A 15698-nucleotide genomic window follows, 5' to 3' on the forward strand; every position below is an offset into this window, starting at 1 on the left:
CTTCCGACCGCCGCCCGCTTCGCGCGTCACTTGGCGGGCTTCTTCTCCGGGATCGGAGCGGTGCCCGCGGCCTTCTGCGCCGCGTAGTACGACGCGGCTTCGTTCTGACGGTCGTCTTCGACGCCCGACGCGATCGAGGCACGGATGTGCTCGGGGCCGTAGCCGAACGCGTCGACGAGGTCCTGCGCGTGCGGACGGAGCCGCGTGCAGAGGCGGTCGATGTAGCTCGATACGGCCGCGCCGCGCTGCGTCGACAGGCGTCCGTTGATCAGGTACCAGGCGAGGTGCTTCTCGATGAGCTGCAGGCCGAACAGGTCGCGCAGCCAGGTGAGCACCGCCAGGGTGTCGCGGTCCGTGATGCGGTTGATCGCATCGGTGAACGCCTCCCACTGGAGCAGCTCGCCGTGAGCTCGCGCGGCCTCGATCAGCTGCGCCTGGTTCTCGTTGAAGAGCGCGGCGGCATCTTCACGGGAGAGCTTGGATGCCGGACGGAGACGCCCGGCGATGTCGGCGATCATCTGCTGGACGCGTCCCGCCAGCAGCTCGTGCTGCTGCTCGGCGCGGAGCCCCTTCTCGACGGAGCGCGCCGTCGACCCGAAGTCGCTGACCGCCTGCCCGAGCTGACGCATCCCGGCACCGTGGAACAGCTTGCCGGCGGTCTGACCGACGGCGAAGGCGGCGAGCTGCTTGGCATCCTTGCCCTTGAACTGCTTGGCGTAGTCGGCGAGAAGTCGCTTGCCGACCAGCTGCAGCAGGATGTTGTTGTCACCCTCGAAGGTGACGTAGATGTCGAGGTCGGCGCGCAGGCCCACGAGGCGGTTCTCGAACAGGAAGCCCTGTCCACCGCATGCCTCGCGCGACTCCTGCAGGGTGTCGAGGGCGTGCCAGGTCGACAGCGGCTTGAGCGCGGCGGCGAGGGTCTCGAGGTCTTCGCGGTCGGCATCCGTGTCGAGGCGGCCGCTGAAGACGCCGTCGAACTTCTGCAGGAACTCGTCGTGCGCGAAGATCTGCGCGTACGTGGTCGCCAGACGCGGGAGCAGACGACGCTGGTGCTTGCCGTAGTCGAGCAGGGTCACCTCGGGGGTGCCGTTGCCGGAGTCGAACTGGCGCCGCTGATTGCCATACGTGATCGCGATGATGAGGCCGATGGCCGAGGCCCACGCGGCGGCGCCGTCGAGCGAGACGCGACCCTGCACGAGGGTGCCGAGCATGGTGAAGAAGCGACGACCCGGGCTCGCGATGTCGCTCGAGTAGGTGCCGTCGGCGGCGACGTCGCCGTAGCGGTTGAGCAGGTTCGTGCGGGGCACGCGCACCTGGTCGAAGTGCAGGCGCCCGTTGTCGATGCCGTTCAGGCCGCCCTTGAGCCCGTCGTCTTCGCCGCCGATACCGGGAAGGAAGTTGCCGTCGTCGTCGCGGAGGGGCACGTAGAAGCAGTGCACTCCGTGGTTCACGCCCTGGGTGATGAGCTGGGCGAATACCGTTGCCGCCTTGCCGTGCACGGCGGCGTTGCCGAGATAGTCCTTCCAGGCGCCGCGGAACGGCGTGTGGATGACGAACTCCTCGGTCTCGGGGTCGTAGGTCGCCGTCGTGCCGATCGCCGAGACGTCGGATCCGTGGCCGGTCTCGGTCATCGCGAAGGCGCCGGGGATCTCAAGGCTCATGATGCCCGGCAGCCACTTGTCGTGGTGCTCCCGGGTTCCGAGCTGGAGGACCGCCGAGCCGAACAGGCCCCACTGAACCCCCGACTTGATCTGGAGGCTCGGGTCGGCGGCGACGAGCTCCTCGAAGCCGGCGATGTTGGCACCGTTGTTCTCTTCGCCGCCCAGACGCTTGGGGAACGCGCGGTGCACGGCCTTGTTCTGGACGAGCAGGTGCAGCTGGCTGAGGGTGCGCTCGCGGTGCGCGTCCATCCCGAGACTGTCGTCGCGCCACAGGGCGGGATCCTTGATCATCTCGCGCGCCTGGCGACGGGTGTCGCCCCAGGTGCCGAGAAGCAGGTCGGTGACACGCTCGGTGTCGATGCGGGCTTCGGAGGCCTCCGCGGCACTGTGCGGTGCGGTCGGGGCACCCCCGACGGGCGTACGCGTGCTCGTGGCGGGCGTGGTGGGACGGACGGCGGCGTCGGTCATTTCGGCACCTTTCGACGTTGCAAAGGACTCTCACTACGGTAGATGTCCCACAACGCGAGCCCAAACGCCCTGTGCGATACCGACAACAACGCCGCGTCTCGTCTCGACGGGTCGTTGTGGGTGGTCAACATTCCCGAGTGCGCGCTGAGCGCCGAGTGGATGCCGTGGGCGCGGTCGGCGGCGAGCCCCGTGCGGCGCGCCTGTTGGCGCGCGGCGGGTCGCGTCAGTTCGCGGCGACGACGGTCAGGATCCCGTCGCCGTACGCTTCTCGCTTCTTCGCGCCGATGCCGGTGATCCCGTCGAGGTCGCCGACCGAGCTCGGGCGCGCGGCCGCGATCGCTCGCAGAGTCGCGTCGCCGAACACGATGTAGGCCGGTACGCCCTGCTCGCGAGCCTTCTCGGCGCGCCACGCGCGGAGCGCCTCGAACAGGTCGCGGTCACCAGCGGCGACGTCGTCGGCGCTGGACGTGCGCTGACGGCTGCCACCCCCGCCTCCCCCGGTGCGTCCGAGAGCGTCGCGGCGCAACGGCACGGGCGTCTCGCCGCGCAGGACGCCGGCCGAGGCCTCGCTGAGGGCGAGCGTGCCGTAGTCGCCCTGCGCGACGATGATGCCGCGAGCGAGGAGCTGGCGGATGACGCTGCGCCAGTCCTGATCGGACAGATCGGCGCCGAGGCCGTAGGTGCTGAGCCGGTCGTGGCCCTGCTGCGCGATGCGTTCGGTCTTCGCTCCGCGCAGGATGTCGATGAGATGTCCCGCGCCGAACGCCTGGCCGCGCTCGCGCTGCAGCCGCACGATCGTGGAGAGAAGCTTCTGCGCCGCGACGAGGCCGTCCCAGGTGTCGGGCGGCGTCAGACACGTGTCGCAATTGCCGCACGGCTCGGATCGCTGCCCGAAGTAGTCGAGGAGGTTCTGCCGACGGCATCCGACCGTCTCGCAGAGGGCGAGCATCGCGTCGAGGTGCTGGCCGAGACGCACCTTGTACGACCGATCGCCCGGCGACTGGTCGATCATCCGACGCTGCTGGACCACGTCGCCCAGACCGTACGCCATCCATACGGTCGAGGGATCGCCGTCGCGCCCGGCGCGGCCGGTCTCTTGGTAGTACCCCTCGACCGATTTGGGCAGGTCGATGTGCGCGACGAAACGCACGTCGGGCTTGTCGATCCCCATGCCGAACGCGATCGTGGCGACCATGATCACGCCGTCGTCGCGGAGGAAGCGCGACTGATTGGTTGCGCGCACGGAGGCGTCGAGACCCGCGTGGTACGGCAGAGCGTCGAGGCCCTGAGCGCTGAGATAGGCCGCCGTCTGCTCCACACTTTTGCGACTCAACGCGTAGACAATGCCGGCGGAGCCCTCGGGCTGCGAGCGGATGAACTGCACGAGCTGCCGCCGCGGGTCGACTTTGGCGTCGATGCGGTACTGGATGTTGGGGCGATCGAAGCTCGCGACGAACCCGCGCGCGTCGCGCAGGCGCAGCCGCTCGACGATTTCCTGCGCGGTCGCGGGGGTGGCCGTGGCGGTGAGGGCCATGCGCGGGACATCGGGGAACCGGTCGGCGAGGTCGCCGAGGGCGAGGTAATCGGGCCGGAAGTCGTGGCCCCATTGCGACACGCAGTGCGCCTCATCGATGGCGATGACGCTGAGCCGACCGCGCGCGAGGAAGGCCAGGGTCTGCGCGCCGTTGAGCCGCTCGGGCGCGACGTAGAGAAGGTCGAGCTCACCCGCGAGATACGCCTGCTCGACGGCCTGCCGATGGGAGGGCGCTTGCGTGGAGTTGAGGTAGCCCGCGCGCACGCCGTTGGAGATGAGGGCCTCGACCTGGTCGTGCATCAGGGCTATGAGGGGGCTGACGACCAGACCCGTGCCCGGGCGTACGAGCGCGGGCACCTGGTAGGTGACGCTCTTTCCGCCACCGGTGGGCATGAGCACGACGGCGTCTCCGCCGTTCACGACGTGCTGCACGATCTCGGCTTGGTCGCCGCGGAAGGCGTCGTACCCGTACACCTCGTGCAGGACCTCGCGCGGGTCCCGGCCCGTGAAGTCGCGAACGGCCGGGAGCTCTCGCGCGGTGCCGGTGACGGCCACCGCGCGCGCGAACGGGGACGACGGGTCGACCGGCGGCGGCGGCGCGTCGAAGTCCTCGGGCGGAGCGAACTGGTCGGGGTCCCAGTCGGCGCCGGCGTAGGGGTCGTCGGGGAGGTCGTACGGCTCGGGCGGCGCGTCGGCGTACGACTCGGATGCGGCGCCGGGATAAGTCACCCCCCAACGGTAACCCGGGCCACCGACACGCACACCGCCCCGGCATCCATCGGGGGAGGCCGGGGCGGAAGACGCTCCTGTGAAGGATCGTCGGATCAGTGCGTGGGCGGCGCGAACACCAGCTGCGAGGCGAGGAGGCCCTGCTCGCGGCTGACGATCTGCGCACGGCCGGGGGCCGCTCGCTCCGGCTTCACTCGACCGATGAGCGCCCCCTCCTCGGGGTTTCCACCGAGCAGGATGCCGGTGACGCCCAGGTCGGTGAAGCGCTGGATGATCGGGTCGTACGCGGCACGGCTGGCACCGCCGGAACGGCGGGTAAGGATGACGTGCAGACCGAGGTCGCCGGCCTGGGCCAGCAGGGGTTGCAGCACCGCGATCGGGTTGCCCTGGCTGGTGGCGACCAGGTCGTAGTCGTCGATGAGGATGAACCCCTCGGCGCCCTTCCACCAGCTGCGTTCCCGCAGCTGGGTCGGTGTGACGTCGGGCCCGGGGATGCGCGTCGAGAAATACTGCGACAGGTCGTTCATCCCACCCGTGGCCAGATCGTGCGAGGTGAGATACGCGCCGAGGTACTCGTCGGGGATCTCGCCCAGCAACGCGCGGCGGTAGTCGACGACGAAGATCTTCGCCTCGGCGGGCGTGTACAGCCGCTGGATCTCTTTGGCCACGCCGCGCAGGAACGACGACTTGCCCATCCCCGAGTCGCCGTAGACGAACAGGTGCGGTTCGACGCGGGGGTCGATGCCGAAGGGCGACAGCTGCGCTTCTTCGATGCCGAGCAGCATCCGGCGATCGCCCGGCTCGGCGAGGGCGCGCACCTCGTCGAGCGAGATGTTCTCGGGCAGGAGGCGGAGCTTCGGCCCCGGCTCCCCGTGCCAGGCGTTCGTGATCCTGCCGATCATGTCGGCGACACCGTCGGCGATCGTCGAGGGGTCGTCCGAACCGTCGATGCGCGGGACGGACGTGAGCATCTGCAACTTCGACACGGCGAGACCGCGGCCGGGCTGGCCGACCGGGACGTTGGCCGCCTGCTTGCGGTCGACGTCCGAGTCGGTGGGGTCGCCCAAGCGCAGCTCGAGGCGCGTCTGAATGAGGTCCTTGAGGTTCGCGCGGATCTCGAGCCACCGGTTCGCGGTGACGACGACGTGCACGCCGAAGCTGAGGCCTCGAGCGGCGATCGTCTGCACTCGCGCCTCGAGCGGCTCGAACTCCGACCGGAGCGTCGACCAGCCGTCGATGATGAGGAACACGTCGCCGAACCCGTCGTCGAGACGCCCGTCGCGCCGCCGCGAGCGATAGGTCTCGATCGAGTCGACGGCGTTGCGGCGGAAATACTGCTCGCGCGCGTCGAGCACGGCCTCGACCTCGGCGATCGCACGGCGGACGGCCTCGGGCTCGGTGCGGGTGGCAACGCCCGAGATGTGCGGGTGCTTCTGCATCGCGGTGAAGCCACCGCCGCCGAAGTCGAGCACGAAGAACTGGAACTCCTGCGGGGTTCCGGTCAATGCCAGGGCCGAGACGAGGGTGCGCGCGAGGGTCGACTTTCCGCTCAGCGGGGAGCCGACGATCGCCACGTGACCGGCGGCGCCTCCGAGCGACACCGTGAGGTGATCGCGACGCTGTTCGAGGGGGATGTCGACGACGCCGATCGGCACGGTGAGCGCTCCCGCTTCGCGCCAACGACGCGAGACGAGTCCGAGGGCCGGGTCCTCCGCGAGGTCGGGCATGAGCTCGTCGAGCGGGGCGGGATCGGCCAGCGGCGGCAGCCACACCTGGTGCGCCTCGGGTCCGCGGTCCTTCATGCGGTCGACGGCGATCTGGAAGGTCGAGCGCTTGTCGGTGGCCGGGGTGGCGAGCGCCGCGGGCGTGGCATCCGTATTCTCTTCGACCGGCTCGTCGTCGGGCTGGGCGAGGGCGGTGAACACCTCGACGCGGGCCGGGCCCGTCGACCCGGACTCCAGGTCGTCCACGTTCAGACGGGCGTTGCCCTTCGGGCGGCCCGAGACGTACGCCGCGCGGAACTGCACGAGATTCTCGGTGTCGCTCTTGAGGAATCCGACTCCGGGCTCCTGCGGCAACGTGTATGCGTCGGGGGTTCCGATGATCGTGCGCGATTCGGCGGCCGAGAAGGTGCGCAGACCGATCCGGTACGACAGGTACGTGTCGAGACCGCGCAGCTTTCCCTCTTCGAGGCGCTGGGAAGCCAGCAGCAGGTGCACGTGCAGGGATCGACCGACGCGACCGATGTTGAGGAAGCTGTCGACGAATTCGGGCTTGGCCGTCAGCAGCTCCGAGAACTCATCGACGACGACGAGCAGGGCCGGCAACGGGGCCAGGTCGGACCGACCGCCGAGGCGCGCGGTCTCGTACTCGCCGACGTTCGCGAAGTTGCCCGCGGCGCGCAGCAGCTCCTGGCGCCGCACGACCTCTCCCTGCAGGGCGTCCTGGAAGCGGTCGACGAGCGCGAGCTCGCTGCCGAGGTTGGTGATGACCGCCGACACGTGCGGCATCTCGGCCATGCCGGCGAACGTCGCGCCACCCTTGAAGTCGACGAGCACGAAGTTCAGCTGCTCGGGCGAGTGCGTCATCGCCAGCGCGAGCACGAGCGTGCGCAACACCTCGGACTTACCCGAACCGGTCGCGCCGACCATGACGCCGTGCGGGCCCATGCCCTGCGACGCGGACTCCTTGAGGTCGAGGATGAGCGGGGTACCCGAGGGCTCCTGACCGATCGGCACGCGCAGGCGGTCGCGCTCGAGGCGGCGCGCCCACGCCTGATCGAAGTTCACCGTGCGAACGTCCGGCAGTCCGAGCAGCTCGGTGAGCTCCAGCTGCCCCTGTGTGGTCGGCGCGTCGACGACGACCATGGGCGCCGGCCGCAGCGGCATGAGCCGACGGGCGGTCGCCTCCGCCTCGGCGATGGTCATGGCATCCGGAATGAAGGTCTGGGCCCGACCCGCTCCGTCGATGAACTCGGCGGGGGCGACGACCGGCTTCGACGCGGAGCGACGGCCCCGCGCGACAACGGGCGCCTCTGCGAGCGCGACGCGCGCGACGTGGGGGTCGTCGAGTTCGTCCCAGCGCGGGGGCAGGTCGATCACGGTCACGCCCTGCGCACCCTCGAGGCCGACGAGCGGGCTGTTCGTGGGGATCTCGACCCCGTCCACGATGAGCACCACGTGCGGGGTCACTCCCCCGCCCGGAGTGAAGCGGGGACGAGTGGAGAGCTGCGGGGGCAGCATGTCGACGAGCTCGTCGAGCGATGCCGAGATCATGCGCGCGGGGCCGAGCCGGTCCTGCACACGCGACGACATCGCGTGCGGGAGCCACTTGGCCCAGTCCCACGCGGGCATCTGCGCGGGACCGGCGAGGATCGCGATGATGACGTCCTCGGGGTCGTGCAGGGTCGCGGCGGAGGCCACCAGCGAGCGCGCAAGACTGCGGACGGCGTCTTCGTCGGAGCCCACGAGCTCGATGCGCGAGTAGTCGCCGAGGGGGAACCCCAGCGGCAGATCGCGCTGCATCTCGTGAGTCAGCATGAAGCGGTGCGCGGCCGAGGCGGCCACCGGGTCGAGCTGGGCCAGGGGCGGGAGCTCGGGCGCCTCGAGCGTGAGGCTGAGCGGCTGGTCGGTGACGCCGATGCGGGCGAGGAGGAACGTCTCGTCGCCGGGCTGGCGCTCCCACACGCGCGAGCGCTCCTCGGCAATGAACGGCAGAGCGGCCGGGGCCGGCATGATCCACCCGCCATGGCGGCGCTGCTTGCGAGCCGCGACGCGCACGGTGTCACGCAGGTCGGACAGGTAGGCGAGGTACTCGCGGCGATTGCCGAGCACCTGCGCATTGCGCTGGGCGCGCTGACGCCACCCGTTGACCGCCACGAAGCCGAGGGACGACAGCAGGAACATGCCACCGATGAGGAAGCCCGTCGGCCCGCTGTTCGAGATGGTCACCATCACGATGGCGCCCACGCTGCCGAGCATCGGCAGGAGGGAGGTCAGGATGCCGCTGCCCCCCTCGTTCGGCACGAGTTCGGGTGGCGGCTGGAGCACGATCCGCCCGTTGGGCAAGGACGGCGGGGCGATGCGCGGACCCGTGCTCACACCGGACCTCCGATCAGACGACTCAAGGTGAAGACGCGTTCGCTGAGGCGCACGCGGGTGCCCTCCTCGAGCAGGGTGCGGGAACCGGGGCGCAGCACGTGGACGGTGCCGTCGTCGTCGATCAGCTCCGATCCGTTCGTGGATCCGGCGTCGGTGACCCACGCGGTCTCGCCGTCGTGCTCGAGACGCAGGTGGGTCTTCGAGATGAGGCGGTCGGGGTCGTCGACCGAGATGAGCACGTCGTTCGGCTGATCCGCGACGGGAGCGCGACCGAAGTTGACGGCGGCGGGGAGGTCGAATTGTTCGCGCTGGCCGGTGTCGAAGACGACGAGCAGTTGCGCGCGGCCGACGCCCGGGCTGCGCGCGGGGGCAGCCGGCGACGGGGCGACGGGCTCGGGGGCGATGGTCGCGGGCCGCTCACCCGCGACGCTCGGCGCCTCGATCGCGATGATGGGGGCGTCCCACGCCTGCGCGAGCGGAAGGGCCGCCGCCGACGAATCCATGCGCAGCGGCTCGCGGGCTGCGCCGGTGCGCTGGACGGTGGGCTCCGACAGACTGCGGGGCTCGTCGGCATCCGGAGTCTGCTTTCCGCGGGGCACGGACAGCAGAACGGTTCCCGCGGCGCGATCGGCCCAGGAGCGCCGACGGCCCGATTTGTCGAACGCCGCCGAAGCGACGACGACCCACGCGCCGGCGAGGAGGACGAAGCCGCCCAACAGCACGAGAAGGCCCCGGACGAAGGCGCGACCGGCACCGGGCACGACGGGCTCCTCGGCGCGCGCGGTGCGCAGCCCGAAAAGCAGGGCCCCCGGCGTGACGCCACGTCGCGCCTGGAGGATCCACAGGCCGAGCAGGGCCTCAGCGGCGATCACCGCTCCCAGCACGGGAGAAGCGAGAAGGGATGCCACGCCCGAGGCGATGACCACGAGGGCCGCGTCGACACTGAAGGCTCCTACGCGCACCCCCACCGTCGCGGGCGCGCCAAACGGCGTCAGCTGCGTCATGTCGCCATCATCGCACGCGCGATCTCCACCGCTCCGGCGGCGAGCATGCCCGCCGGAAGAGACAGCGCCGTCGCCAGCGCCTCGAAGATGTCGCCGGTGCGCGACCAGCCCAGAGAACGCAATCCGCGACCGACGGGGACGACCAGCAGAGCCGACCCCAGACCGGCCACCAGGAGGATGCCGGCGAAGACGACCAGCATGTCGGGAGAGACCCTCGGCAGCAACGCCATCAGCACGGCGACCACCACGGCGGCCGCCCCCAGCCGCTCCACCCACCGCAGGAACGGCACCGTGCTGCGGCGGGAGCTGAGCAGGAGGGCGAGGACGACGGTCGTCGCCAGAGCGATGCGCCCACCGAGGACGACCGGATTGTCGGTGTCGAAGGTCGGCAGCGCGGTGAACGCGCTGGCCGCGCCGGCGGCGATCAGCAAGACCACACCGATCGTGAGGCGGGCGGTGGAGCGTTCGACCAGCGCGTCGGCGTCGTCGGCTTCGATGGTGCGGACCTCGTCGGGGAGGTTCTGGCGGACCGTCCAGCGCGTGCTCTGGAAACGGCCGTAGTCGATGAACGTACCGGGGGCCACGTCGACGAGGCTCGACTGCAGTACGCGCTGCGCCACCGGGACCAGACCGAGGGTCACGGCGGCCGGCGCCGACGGGTCGAGGTGCATCAGCAGCGAGAGGCCCCAGACGGCGGCTAGAACGGCGAGCACGATCGTCGCCGTGCGACTCTGCGCCCGCAAGGTCTCGGTGGCGCCGAGCACCCCGACGACGCCGGCGACGACGGCCCCCGACAGAAGACCCGTGAAAATCGCGACGAGCGGGGCGGAGGCGGGGAGGCCGGGGACCACCGCGACACCGCCGCCGAAAGCCAGACCGATCACCCCCACCACGGGAGCGAGGATCGGCGTGCGCGAACGGGCGCGCAGCGCGAACACCGCGCCCGCGGACAGGGCGGCGAGGAGCGCGAGCACCGCGACGGGCCCGCGCACAGAGGCCGGAAGGCCATCGCCTCCGACAAGACGGAGGAGGGCCAGGATGCCACCGCCCGCGGCGAGTACCCACCACGCGGCCGAGACGCGCATCGCGCTCGGCGCCGCAGCGGCGCGGGCGACAGCGTCGGGAAGAGAGGCACCGGGGTCGACCAGCACGAGGACCACTCCGTCTTCCAGAGAGGTCATCGCCGTCGACCGGTCGATCTCGCGGCCCGAGATCCCCACGACGCGGGTGCCGCGGGCGGTGTCGGACCCGGCCGCGCGGAGGACGTCGTCGACGCGGGCGCGAAGAGGAACGACCAGGTCGAACCGGGATTCGCCATCGATGAGCGCCACACGACGCCCCTGCATCACCTCTGCGCTCAACGGTCCCCCTCGTTCTCGCGCTCTCCGACCCGCAGGCCGCAACCGCACCAGCGTATCCGTCCCGCGCGGAGCCGTGTTCGCCTTTCCACCGTTCACCGGGGATAAAGATGAGAGTTTTGTCATCTTTCAAAATGCGCAAGAGGCTTGAACCGGGGGGATGCTTTACGTAAGTTCGAAGTCCGGTGGGGGGCTCCGGTTCCTCCATCGACGCCGTGCGCGGGTCATCTATTCCCGTGCGCGTATTCGATCCGCAACGCCCGGGCGCGCCCGGAGGAACATCGAGGAGACACAGTGGCAGATCTCATCGCAGCCCAGGAGGGTGCGCTTCGTCGAGGGGCCGAAGCGGTCAACACCGCGAAGTCGGGCATCGACGAGCAGGTGCGCAAGGTTCGCACCGAGCTCGACCAGGTGGCCGGTTTCTGGACCGGCGCCGCAGCCGGCTCGTACACGCAGCTCATGCAGCGGTGGAACGAAGAGACCACCAAGCTCAACAACGTGCTCGTCACGCTCGAGGATGCCCTCCGCGGCACCGAGCGCGACCAGGCCGCGTCCGAAGAGTCGCACCAGCAGACCATCGGCAACCTGGGCTCCCTGCTCGGCTGACCCCGCTCGACACGAAAGAAGGAACTCTCATGCAGTCCATGTCCGTTCGTCCCGAGCAGGTCATCGCGCTCTCGGGTCAGATCCGCAATGGTGCCTCCGGCATCCGCACCCGCCTCGACGAGCTCGAGTCGCAGGTCAACGCCCTCCGCTCCTCGTGGGATGGTGAGGCGCAGACCGCCTACGACCAGGCTCAGGCCCAGTGGACCCAGTCCATCACCCGCCTGAACGAGCTCCTGCAGCAGATCGCCGGCAAGACCGACGAGATCGCCCAGGGCTACACCTCGACCGACAAGTCCGCAGCCGGCCGCTTCGTCTGAGTCGCCTCGAGCCGGCGGTCGCTGAGGCGGCCGCCGGCTCTTGCGGCCGGTTCGGGCCGCTCCACATTTTTCGGCGGCGTCAGCCGTCGGACAGCACCCTCTCGATCGCGAAGAAACGAGTGATCCTCATGAGCAACGTGATCCGCCTCGACGGCGACCTCGCCAACTACAACGCGCAGTTGGTCACCTCGGTGGCCGACGACATCCCGTCGCAGAGTGACATATGTCAGGTGGATGGCCCTTCTCAAGGCTCGGCAGCCGAGAGTTTCGTGGCTCATGTCCGTACGCGCGCGCAGGAGTTGGCAGCCGAGGTCGCGTCGGTGCAGGAATACGTCCGGAAGAACGCGCAGGCTCTCGCGACCGCGGTCGCGACCCTTCGCGAACGGGACGAGCTGAGTGCAGCGGTGGCGGATCAAACGGCATCTTTGATTGAGGCCGCCTCCACACTCGCGACTGATACCCCATCGAACGGGGGCGCGGCTGGCGTGCGCTCCGCACTGGGAGCGCCCCAGTGATGAAGCCCGTTTTGGCGCGCCTCGTCGCAGCTTCCACCCTGCTCCTCTGCCTCATCGGCGGTTCAGTGGCACCTGCGGTCGCCGCCTCCACCGGAGAGGCGACTAGTCAACAGAATTTTGAATTTTGGTGGGGGGAGTACGGGATCGATCAGGCGCACACTGCGGGGCTGACGGGTAAAGGTGTGAAAGTCGCTGTGCTGGAGAAACAGATCAATCCTGATCTGCCCGTCTTTCAGGGAACCAACCTTCACGTGTCGGCGAGTCCGGTGTGCGTAAACAAGCCGGCTGTGACAACGACAGACGCCAACGATGCATCCATTCACGGGACGACGATGGCTGCATATATCGTCGGAAACGGCACCGGCGCGGGGGCCGTGCGAGGAATTGCTCCCGATGCGGACCTGACCTTCTATGGCTACGGTCCGGACGATGGACCTCAGTGCGAGACCGCTGACGGAAACAAGCTGACAGCGTTCGGCGCCGGGGTGAAGATGGCCGTCGACGACGGCGCGAAGATCATCTACACGGCCATCGGCGGCTCGGCGAGAAAAGACGATGCCCCGGCGATCGCCTATGCCCTTGCGCGCGGAGCGGTCATCGTCTCCGCCTCCATCAATCCGCGCCAGCTTGGGGCGCGAGAAGGTGACCAGGGGGCGTACAACGGCGTGGTGTCCACAGCCGCCGTCGACCGCGACGGCAACCTGCAACAGCTTGACGGCGCCCCGTTCGTCATCCCGCAAACCACCGTGGTAGCGGCGGGTTTCCGCCTCCCGGCTGTCGGCAAGTCGGGGGATTGGCAGACGGGAGGCACCGGAACGGGATCGTCATTCGCGTCCCCGATCGTCGCGGGGATGCTGGCGCTTGCGTCGCAGAAGACCCCGGATGCCTCGGCGAACCAGCTTCTTCAGGCCTTGATCTCCACGACGAATGGCGGGCAGCACACTCCCTCCCGTACGGATGATGGCTACGGCTACGGGGCCGCGTGGCTGTCGACTCTTCTGGCCGTCGATCCGCTCACTCTCCCGGACTCGAACCCCCTCATGGATAAGGCGTTCGGGTTCGGAGCGCCCACCGCGGAGCAGATCGCCACCGCGCAAGCCAACGGTTACAGCCCCGAAAAGCGCCCGAGCTCCGCGGATCAGCTTCTCGAGCAGAACGGTTCCGCAGCATCCGGAACGTCTTTGCTCGACGTGTCGACGATTGTCCTCTGGGTGGTCGTCGGTCTGGTGGCGATCGTCGTCGTCGCGATCGTCGTCACCGTTCTCATCATCAGCAGTCAGCGTCGGAAGGCGCGGAAGGAGCAAGCGGCATGACCGGCCCCTGGGAAGAGAGTCTCCGTGAGTTGGTCGAGCCCACCATCCCGTGGGGTCTCACCTCGTATGCCGAATTGAATAGCGCGCTGTCGACACTGAAAGACGTCGTCGGACGAGTCGCTCAAGAACCCGGTATTGCGGGTCTTGCGGGAGACGCCGCCGCAGGCGCGTTCACGCACAATGCCAGCGAAATTCAGAAGCAGATCGACTACATCACTGGTCCCCTGACCGAGGGCATCGAGGATGCAAACCGCATTCGGGACAATGCCCGGGAGGCTCTGGCGGCGCTCCCCGCGGGGAGTATGAACGGTCAGCAGGAGATGGTCGTTCGCGGGGCCGCCATGGGGACGACTTTCATGCTGGGGCCGATTTCTTTCTTGGCCGGGGAGGGTGCTGTCGGACTAGCGAATTCGTACTTGGCGCAGCGCCGCGAAGACGCAGCCCAGGCGGCGATGATGACGGCCGCAGACGACCTGGACAAGGTTGAGATCACTACTCCCCCCATATTCCGACCGGAATCATTCGAGGACGAGGTAGATGACGGCGGCGGCCAGGGCGGCAGCAGCGGTGGCGGCGGCGGTGGCGGCGGCCGCTCGGGTGGCCGCAGCATCGAGCAGTACCCCCAGTGGAACCCGAACCCCACCGTGACGGACCCCGGTGGTGTCGACAGCGGGGAGCCGCAGCCCGAGTACCACACGATGCCGCTGCCGATCGAGATCGGGCCGCGACCGCATGGCCCTATTCACGGCGACATTCCCATCATCGATCTCGACAACATCAAGCCCGAGCCCACTCCGGACGGCTCGATCATCGGCACTCCGACTTTGCCCGGGGCCATCCCCTCGGCGCCCGGAGGAGGCCTTCTCGGGGGTTCCGGCGGCGCGGGAGCGGGCATCGGCTCGGGTCTCGGCGCGGGTCTGATCGCCGGCGGTGGCGGTGCGGCCGCACTCGGCAGCATTGCGCGTGGCGCGGGCGCTCCGGGCGGCAGCCTGTTCAGCGGCGCCGGCGGAACGGCAGCTTCCGGTGCAGCCGGTCGCTCAGGTGGCTTGCTCGGTAAGACTGCTGCTGCCGGATCTGGTCTCGGTACTCGTGGCGTCGGCGGAATGGGCGGTGCTGCCGGAGGCGGCGCGCCCGCACAATCGACGGCGAAGGGCGCGGGTATGCGAGCCGGTGGCGTCGGTGGCGGAGGCTCGGCGGGCGGCGCAGCCGCTGGCGGTGGGGCTCGCAGCGCCGGTGCCGGTAGCCGTGGCGTCGGGGGAATGGGCGGGCCCGGCTCTCGCTCCGACCGTCGCGACGACGCATCCCGCGGGCTCGGCGGTCCCATCGCTCCTCGCATGGAGGACGATGAAGAGATCGGCCCCCGCTCCCAGAACGCCCAGGCTGGCGGACGCGACGAGTGATCCGGCTATCGACACATCGAACGGTTCCGACAGGAGAAGACGACATGTCTGACCGCATTTCCGCGGAAGAGGGAGCCCTTGCCCGGGGCTCCGAGGTGGTGAACGGCGCTCACGCCGACATCGCCGACAGCACCAGGCGGGTGCTCGCGGAACTCGACGAGTTGCGCGGCAACTGGTCGGGCGACGCAGCAAGCTCCTACGGCGTCCTCGTCGAGGAGTGGACGGCGGGAGCCCGGAAGCTGAACGACGTGCTCATCACCCTCAGCGCCGCGCTTCAGGCCACGGCCCGCGACCAAGAAGCCGTCGAAGAAGAACACCGCACGACCATCCATGGTCTCGGAACGATGCTGGGAGGCCAGTCATGAGCGACTTCCGCGTCACCCCTGAGTCGCTGCACGCTGCGGCTGCTCGACTCCGCTCCGAGAGTGCGCGAATCGACTCGACCCTGAGCGGTCTCGACAGCGAGGTCACTCGTCTGCGGGGACAGTGGGAGGGCGCGGCGCAGGCGGCGTACAACAACGCCCAGCAGCAGTGGAGCGCCACGCTCGAGCAGATGCGCGACGTGCTCCAGCGCATTTCGAACGCCACCGACTCGATCGCGGACGACTACGTTTCCGCCGATCGCGCGTCGGCGGCGCGTTTCCACTGACATCCGACCCCTGACCCACCGATAGGATTTCGGGGTCTGACCGC

At 69.4% G+C, this 15698-nt stretch carries 12 protein-coding genes; 7 read left to right on the forward strand and 5 right to left on the reverse strand.

The window, feature by feature from the left end:
* Positions 1 to 26 precede the first annotated feature (26 nt).
* From QBE02_RS08745 to QBE02_RS08765, 5 genes are all read right to left on the reverse strand, one after another.
* Positions 27 to 2129 (reverse strand): acyl-CoA dehydrogenase, encoded by a 2103-nt coding sequence (locus tag QBE02_RS08745; RefSeq protein ID WP_279365381.1) that lies wholly within the window; start codon positions 2127 to 2129, stop codon positions 27 to 29.
* 223 nt (positions 2130 to 2352) lie between these two features.
* Positions 2353 to 4392, reverse strand: coding sequence for a DNA helicase RecQ (gene recQ / locus QBE02_RS08750; protein WP_279365382.1), 2040 nt, complete (start codon positions 4390 to 4392; stop codon positions 2353 to 2355).
* Positions 4393 to 4487: 95 nt separating this feature from the next.
* A complete protein-coding gene (gene eccCa / locus QBE02_RS08755) occupies positions 4488 to 8492 on the reverse strand; it encodes a type VII secretion protein EccCa (protein ID WP_279365383.1) in 4005 nt (1334 codons plus the stop codon).
* Complete coding sequence (locus tag QBE02_RS08760) at positions 8489 to 9496, reverse strand: RDD family protein (protein WP_279365384.1); 1008 nt, start codon at positions 9494 to 9496, stop codon at positions 8489 to 8491. The genes eccCa and QBE02_RS08760 overlap by 4 nt, the downstream gene beginning before the upstream one ends.
* A complete protein-coding gene (locus QBE02_RS08765) occupies positions 9493 to 10857 on the reverse strand; it encodes a hypothetical protein (RefSeq protein WP_279365385.1) in 1365 nt (454 codons plus the stop codon). Before QBE02_RS08765 ends, QBE02_RS08760 begins: the two co-directional genes overlap by 4 nt.
* A gap of 291 nt (positions 10858 to 11148) precedes the next feature.
* Here QBE02_RS08765 and QBE02_RS08770 point away from each other — a divergent pair, with 291 nt between their 5' ends.
* From QBE02_RS08770 to QBE02_RS08800, 7 genes are all read left to right on the forward strand, one after another.
* The gene (locus tag QBE02_RS08770; protein ID WP_055831852.1) at positions 11149 to 11460 is read left to right on the forward strand and encodes a WXG100 family type VII secretion target; all 312 of its coding nucleotides are present in this window, start codon (positions 11149 to 11151) and stop codon (positions 11458 to 11460) included.
* Between the two features lie 38 nt (positions 11461 to 11498).
* Positions 11499 to 11777 (forward strand): WXG100 family type VII secretion target, encoded by a 279-nt coding sequence (locus QBE02_RS08775; RefSeq protein WP_056228207.1) that lies wholly within the window; start codon positions 11499 to 11501, stop codon positions 11775 to 11777.
* 128 nt (positions 11778 to 11905) lie between these two features.
* Entirely contained in the window at positions 11906 to 12292 is a 387-nt protein-coding gene (locus QBE02_RS08780) for a hypothetical protein (protein ID WP_279365387.1), read from the forward strand.
* Complete coding sequence (locus QBE02_RS08785) at positions 12292 to 13605, forward strand: S8 family peptidase (protein WP_279367877.1); 1314 nt, start codon at positions 12292 to 12294, stop codon at positions 13603 to 13605. Before QBE02_RS08780 ends, QBE02_RS08785 begins: the two co-directional genes overlap by 1 nt.
* Positions 13602 to 15005, forward strand: coding sequence for a hypothetical protein (locus tag QBE02_RS08790; RefSeq protein WP_279365388.1), 1404 nt, complete (start codon positions 13602 to 13604; stop codon positions 15003 to 15005). Before QBE02_RS08785 ends, QBE02_RS08790 begins: the two co-directional genes overlap by 4 nt.
* 44 nt (positions 15006 to 15049) lie before the next feature.
* Positions 15050 to 15370 carry a WXG100 family type VII secretion target gene (locus QBE02_RS08795; protein WP_056225868.1) on the forward strand — a complete coding sequence of 107 codons (321 nt, stop codon included), beginning with the start codon at positions 15050 to 15052 and terminating at the stop codon, positions 15368 to 15370.
* Positions 15367 to 15654, forward strand: a complete 288-nt coding sequence (locus QBE02_RS08800; RefSeq protein ID WP_056225865.1) for a WXG100 family type VII secretion target — start codon at positions 15367 to 15369, stop codon at positions 15652 to 15654. The genes QBE02_RS08795 and QBE02_RS08800 overlap by 4 nt, the downstream gene beginning before the upstream one ends.
* Positions 15655 to 15698 lie beyond the last annotated feature (44 nt).

Source organism: Microbacterium testaceum (genome assembly GCF_029761935.1).
In the GTDB taxonomy this organism is placed as follows: Bacteria; Actinomycetota; Actinomycetes; order Actinomycetales; family Microbacteriaceae; genus Microbacterium; species Microbacterium testaceum_A.

Coding starts and splice junctions, on each gene's coding strand:
- QBE02_RS08745 (WP_279365381.1), bottom strand. CDS start 2,129: ATGACCGACGCCGCCGTCCGTCCCACCACGCCCGCCACGAGCACGCGT.
- QBE02_RS08760 (WP_279365384.1), bottom strand. CDS start 9,496: ATGACGCAGCTGACGCCGTTTGGCGCGCCCGCGACGGTGGGGGTGCGC.
- QBE02_RS08775 (WP_056228207.1), top strand. CDS start 11,499: ATGTCCGTTCGTCCCGAGCAGGTCATCGCGCTCTCGGGTCAGATCCGC.
- QBE02_RS08780 (WP_279365387.1), top strand. CDS start 11,906: ATGAGCAACGTGATCCGCCTCGACGGCGACCTCGCCAACTACAACGCG.
- QBE02_RS08785 (WP_279367877.1), top strand. CDS start 12,292: ATGAAGCCCGTTTTGGCGCGCCTCGTCGCAGCTTCCACCCTGCTCCTC.
- QBE02_RS08790 (WP_279365388.1), top strand. CDS start 13,602: ATGACCGGCCCCTGGGAAGAGAGTCTCCGTGAGTTGGTCGAGCCCACC.
- QBE02_RS08795 (WP_056225868.1), top strand. CDS start 15,050: ATGTCTGACCGCATTTCCGCGGAAGAGGGAGCCCTTGCCCGGGGCTCC.
- QBE02_RS08800 (WP_056225865.1), top strand. CDS start 15,367: ATGAGCGACTTCCGCGTCACCCCTGAGTCGCTGCACGCTGCGGCTGCT.